The sequence below is a fragment of the Cytobacillus sp. Hm23 genome, from assembly GCF_051842895.1.
GTDB lineage: Bacteria > Bacillota > Bacilli > Bacillales > SM2101 > Nanhaiella.
Window position 1 is genome coordinate 1 of record NZ_JBPXRQ010000082.1, and the last position, 5,275, is coordinate 5,275.

The window sequence follows — 5,275 nt, forward strand, 5'->3', positions numbered from 1 at the left end:
ATTTAACATAAATGTTAGAAGATAAAAGTTTGATCTCTTTCTCCGAAAAAATCTTTTTACTCATAGTTTTCTCCAATCCGAAGTATTTCTCTAGTTGTGTTTCTCCATTATACAAAAATATACCCTATAGGGAGACTTTTTTTAAGTGTCTACTCTATAGGGTACATTTTACTTTGCGGGGCTGTTTTTTCATGGAGTGAATATCTTGCTGTATTTTATATTATGCAATTGTAATATTTTGTATACGTAATTTTAGATAGTTTGGTGAGTACCATATGTATATTTCCAATTTTCCATATCTTAAGAACTGGAACTAATCGACTCATTAATCATTGTGGTTATTAGTGTTGCTCAAACGCCCTTAGACAAAATTACCTTTTCATTAACGTAATCATTGTGTTTCATATAATTAAGTTTGACCTATCACATTAATACAAGATTAATAAATTACTTACATAACATTCTAAAAGAATAGATAATAATCTTAGGACATTATAGCGATACTTGTCAAAATAACAAAGCACCCAGAAAGGGTGCTTTATAAACGTTATAATAGATTAGTGTGGGCAATGTAGTTACCCATTAGAAATAATCCACCAATCTTCCTTTTCTATTAACCAATTTGAGTCGTATGGTAAATCCTTTGTTTCTTCTTTTAGTCGCTCTGATGCATTATATTTAAGAAACTCTTCTTTGAATTCCTCAAATGTTTTGCCTGTTGTTTCAATTCCGAAATAGTTTCTAATCGCATAAGAATATACATCTACTAGTTCATCCTTAGTTTTCCCTTCTAAATCTACAAATCCAAAGTCTTTACTCAAACCTGCGGCAATTTCTTTCTCAGATTTTCCAACATACCCTGAAATTTCCATACCACCGTAGAGTTCTTCCTCCACTTGGCCAAATGTTTTCCCAGTTGTATCTATGTTTTGATTTTTTACATCCATATATAAAATTGTCCACGGATCCATATCAACTGTAGAGTAATGTTTTTTTGCAGCCTCAATGAATGCACTATCAAGTTCTGGGTTCTCAATTTCATGCAACATATATTCCATACTAGCGCCCGCATATTTATTAAAGACCTCTGTATCAACATCAACTTTTGTAAATTCTACTGATTGTATAAATTTATCAAAATTACGGAATTTAAAATCTTTATATTGAACATTATCGAAATCTTCATAAGTCTCTACTTTAACGTATGAATCTTGTGCTTGTGAAAATTCATACGAAGGCGTAGCAGCAGATACATACGATTGGTACGCAGTAGCTCCTCCCCCTAGTAGTAATGCTGAAAGTGAAGCTGTTGCAATAAATTTCTTAGTGTTTTTCATTTGTTTTCTTCCTTTCTAGTTGAAATTATTAATACCATTCATTTAAAACAATGAAAAGTTTGTGATAAGGATTTACTTATATAACTCTACTTTTGAATAAGTTTTCGTTAGAGATGTTAGCTGTTTTTCTATAAATCTCTCTTTCTAACATGTTTGGTAGCCTTAAATGATTTGCTTGTTCTCCTTTCAAAAATATAGTAACCATATCCTATTAAAACTATTTTGTCTCTTCACCAACATTGCGTTAGCTATAAATAAAGTGTAATATTCATTTCTTAATATTCTTAGTATATAATTCTAAAGAAATTCTGAAGAAATTCTTTAGAAAAAAATGAAGTGATATATTTTTCACTTATGACACAAGTAGTCTTAAGAGATTGCTTTTACGTTTACATATAGAAGAAGTGGTTAAGCTGCGATATACTGCAAAATAGATTCCTTATTATGTAAAATAAAAAAATTCCAATTTTTCATTTCTGAAGTACTGGAACTAATCGACTCACTAATCATTGTGTTTAGTAAACTACTATTATTTTGGTGCATCCATCCCCATAAGCGCCCATTCTTCTTTAGAAGGGCCGTAAATACCTGGAACACTTAGCCCTGCTTGCCTCATAAGAATAGTAATTTGTCCTCGGTGATGCGTCTGATGCTGATTCAAAAATAATAAAAGAGACCCCTTAGGCATTTTTTGACCAAAGAAATCAATTTGATCCAAGAGACTATCATCTGTCCATTGAGCCTTCAAAGCCTCAACAAATGCATTAGAAGATTGATCATAATTCTCAACTATAGTATCAACAGAAGAAGGGACGGACCAATCTTCACTAGGAGCTTCAAAATTTAAATCTCCCTGCGAACTAATAACCTTAATAGAAGTAACAGTATGCCAGGCTATACGTCCTAAAGTCCAATGCTGTGGAGCAACCTCAAAATTTAATGATTCATCATTGAGATTTTTTAGAATGTTGCTTGTTGCTTTAGCCTCGAATTCCCAGGATATTAAAAAATCATTTAATCTACGATACATTTGAAATCCTCCTTTTACAAAAAGTTCTAATTTAAACATTCTCTATTACATTATTATTTCCTTTACAAATAACTTATTTAAAACTGTTCCTAATTAAAATGTAAAAGCTCCAATTTTTCAATACAGAAAAACCGGAGCTAAACATAGTTTCTAATATGTTTCTAAATAAATTCTTATTCTATATTATTACTTGTTTTTGATCTTAAAAGGATTAAAACATACCCAGTAACTAATAACATTAAACTTGCAACGTTTGAAGCAGTAACGTAGTTGGCATTGTTATCCGATATATGTTTGAAATTCTAAAAGAGGCATTATAACCTAGCATGTCTGAAATAAATAGTCTAACAATTGTTATTAGGATTAAAAAGAATATGAAAATTAATCCAACTGTTTTCTTTTTGATAATCACGACTATGCCTCCAAAGGTAGATAAAGTTGTAACCTCAATATCACTTTTTTTTATTAATTAGCGAATTAAACAATCCATTTTATCATATTTTTATTATAACGAGTATCGAAAAGAGGTGATTTCGCTTGACGATAGCAGTCATTGATGTGAAAACTCATACTTTTGTAGATACTTTACCTGTTAATACTATGACATTCTCTCAGTTGAACTTTACACCTGATGGGAAAATAGCATATGTGACAAATGGCTCTGCTCTAGGGGCTGTATTCGTCATAGATGTGAAAACTCATAGTATAATCAGTACAGTAACTGTAGGAAATAATCCCAATGCAATTGCCTTTACCCACGATGGAAGACTCGCTTATGTGGTTAATGGTGACGGAACAGTATCTGTCATAGATGTAAAAACTCATCGAGTGATTGCAACCGTTCAGGTTGGGGGGACACTAAGAAACTTAGCCTTTACACCTGACGGAAAGGTCGCTTATATAATTAATAGTTCAGGGCTTACATCCGTCATAGATGTAAAAACTCATAGCGTAATCGCTACGGTTCAGGTTGATACCATTTCAGGAAATATCGTATTCACCCCTGATGGGAAAATTGCTTATGTTACTAATATAGGTACTACCCCTTTTGGGGAAACTATTTCAGTCATAGATGTGAAAACACACCAAGTTATTGCGACTATAGAAAGTGGTGAAACCCCGCAAGCCTTATCTTTCACTGACAATGGAAAACTCGCTTATGCTGTAAATGGTGATCCTAATCGTAATGTATCTGCTATAGATGTAAAAACTCATAGCGTGATTGCTACCGTTCAGGTTGAAGGAAGTCCAACCAATTTCTCTTTCACACCAGATGGAAAACTTGCTTATGTAACAAGTGTTAGCCCTGGGACTATTTCTGTCATCGATGTCAAGACTCATTCTGTTATCGCTACTGTTCTAATTGAAGGTACACCAAGTGATATCGTTTTTACTCCTAAAGGAGAACTTGCTTATGTAATTAGATGAACACAATGTGCATTGTGTCCACAAGCAAAAAGCCGACTTCTCTTTGGAAATCGGCTTTTTTGATATTAAAGGCCTGTTTCTATTTTTAAGACATCAGAATCAATCTTTTCGCTTTCCTCTAAAAAATTAACTAGTTCTTCATCAGACAAACTTGAACTAATTATTTTTCCAGTTTCTTCATCAATTTCAATAGTAAATCCTTCACTATTCTCTGTTGCTGGTTTTTTTATCTCTACACCTGATTCTGTATAAAACCATGCACCTGAGTCTGGATTTTCAATTACTTCAACTGTTCCTGTGCCTTCCACTTCTACATTTGATTCTGGTTTTTCCCCTTCAACTCTTTCTGGATTTTCGAAATTTGCAGTTCCTGCAAATACTCCAGATCCTAAGATTCCACTTGTTAATGCTAATGATAATAATTTCATAATTTAAACACTCCTTCGAATTAGTTTTCTGTGCGTTGTTTTCTTGCACATGTTTATTAAACCAATCTGCTATGTACTTCATGTGTATTTCTTGTGTATATCTATGTGTCTTAAATGTGAAATTGTGTGAGATTACTAGTTAGTATTTTGTTGATGTCGGTCATGAGAAACTATGATTACTAACCATAATAGAAATTCAGTCGAATAATTCATGTATTAAGGATAATTTCTCTAAATAACGGAAAAAGGGCAAGCTGTATGGATGCTAGTCCAAGAAGTATATCAAGGTCATTAATATAATACATAATATATAATAATTACTTATTAGGAGAGAAAAGCCATATGGACACTTATTTTTATGTAATGACTATGGTATGTTGTATGTGTATGATGATAGTATTAATAGAACAGGGTGGGGATATAGGAATATCAATTGGAAATAGAGAATTCATTTCTATACTGGGCAGTCCCAACACACAAATAATTGATCAAGATCAATTTTTATTATAATGAAACAAAATGATTATTGAATTGCATAAAAATGATTTATTTGACCTATCGATTAATACAAGCTTAACTAAAATACTTGCATAAAATAAAGTACACCATCACTTTCACTCGCCCCTCTCTGATGTCTCCTCCTTTCATTAACAATCAGGGAGGGTTTACATACTCTTAGTGTTGCTATAACGCCCTTAGACGAAATTATCTTTTCATTAATGTACTATATGATGATAAACGCAAAATAAAAAATCCCCACTCATAAGAGTAAAGGCAATGAAGTTGGAAATTCCCATCCGATTATAAATTATGATTTTTTACCACCAATTGTGTGGACAGAGGAAAATTTGTTAATTGATAAATTTGAGGAAGTTCACAAAATTAAATTTGAGGACATTATAAACGTACAAATAATATAACAGCCCCACATGCTAAAGTGTACCCTTTGTAAAGGACAGTTTTAAAAAAAGCCTAGGCTACATTAAGAAGGTGATCTCTGTATTGAACAGGGGTCATCCTCTTTAAATTCCATTGATATCTGTATTTATTGT

Annotated in this window: 6 protein-coding genes; 2 read left to right on the plus strand and 4 right to left on the minus strand. The window is 32.4% G+C overall.

What is annotated here, in order from left to right; all coding sequences use genetic code 11:
- Window positions 1–575 precede the first annotated feature (575 nt).
- The 3 genes from ACSVDA_RS24500 to ACSVDA_RS24510 all read right to left on the minus strand — a co-directional run bounded on the left by ACSVDA_RS24500 (window position 576) and on the right by ACSVDA_RS24510 (window position 2,779).
- Window positions 576–1,337 (minus strand): hypothetical protein, encoded by a 762-nt coding sequence (locus ACSVDA_RS24500; RefSeq protein WP_485887006.1) that lies wholly within the window; start codon window positions 1,335–1,337, stop codon window positions 576–578.
- A 529-nt stretch (window positions 1,338–1,866) separates the two neighbouring features.
- Complete coding sequence (locus ACSVDA_RS24505) at window positions 1,867–2,367, minus strand: DinB family protein (RefSeq protein ID WP_485887008.1); 501 nt, start codon at window positions 2,365–2,367, stop codon at window positions 1,867–1,869.
- Window positions 2,368–2,605: 238 nt separating this feature from the next.
- On the minus strand, window positions 2,606–2,779 hold the full coding sequence (locus tag ACSVDA_RS24510) for a hypothetical protein (protein ID WP_485887010.1): 174 nt from the start codon (window positions 2,777–2,779) through the stop codon (window positions 2,606–2,608).
- A gap of 125 nt (window positions 2,780–2,904) precedes the next feature.
- Here ACSVDA_RS24510 and ACSVDA_RS24515 point away from each other — a divergent pair, with 125 nt between their 5' ends.
- Window positions 2,905–3,795 (plus strand): cytochrome D1 domain-containing protein, encoded by an 891-nt coding sequence (locus ACSVDA_RS24515; protein WP_485887012.1) that lies wholly within the window; start codon window positions 2,905–2,907, stop codon window positions 3,793–3,795.
- Between the two features lie 65 nt (window positions 3,796–3,860).
- On the opposite strand, the gene ACSVDA_RS24520 is transcribed toward ACSVDA_RS24515, so the two are convergent.
- Window positions 3,861–4,223 carry a hypothetical protein gene (locus tag ACSVDA_RS24520; protein ID WP_485887013.1) on the minus strand — a complete coding sequence of 121 codons (363 nt, stop codon included), beginning with the start codon at window positions 4,221–4,223 and terminating at the stop codon, window positions 3,861–3,863.
- A 342-nt stretch (window positions 4,224–4,565) separates the two neighbouring features.
- On the opposite strand from ACSVDA_RS24520, the gene ACSVDA_RS24525 reads away from it, so the two are divergent.
- Window positions 4,566–4,733 (plus strand): hypothetical protein, encoded by a 168-nt coding sequence (locus tag ACSVDA_RS24525; RefSeq protein WP_485887015.1) that lies wholly within the window; start codon window positions 4,566–4,568, stop codon window positions 4,731–4,733.
- Window positions 4,734–5,275 lie beyond the last annotated feature (542 nt).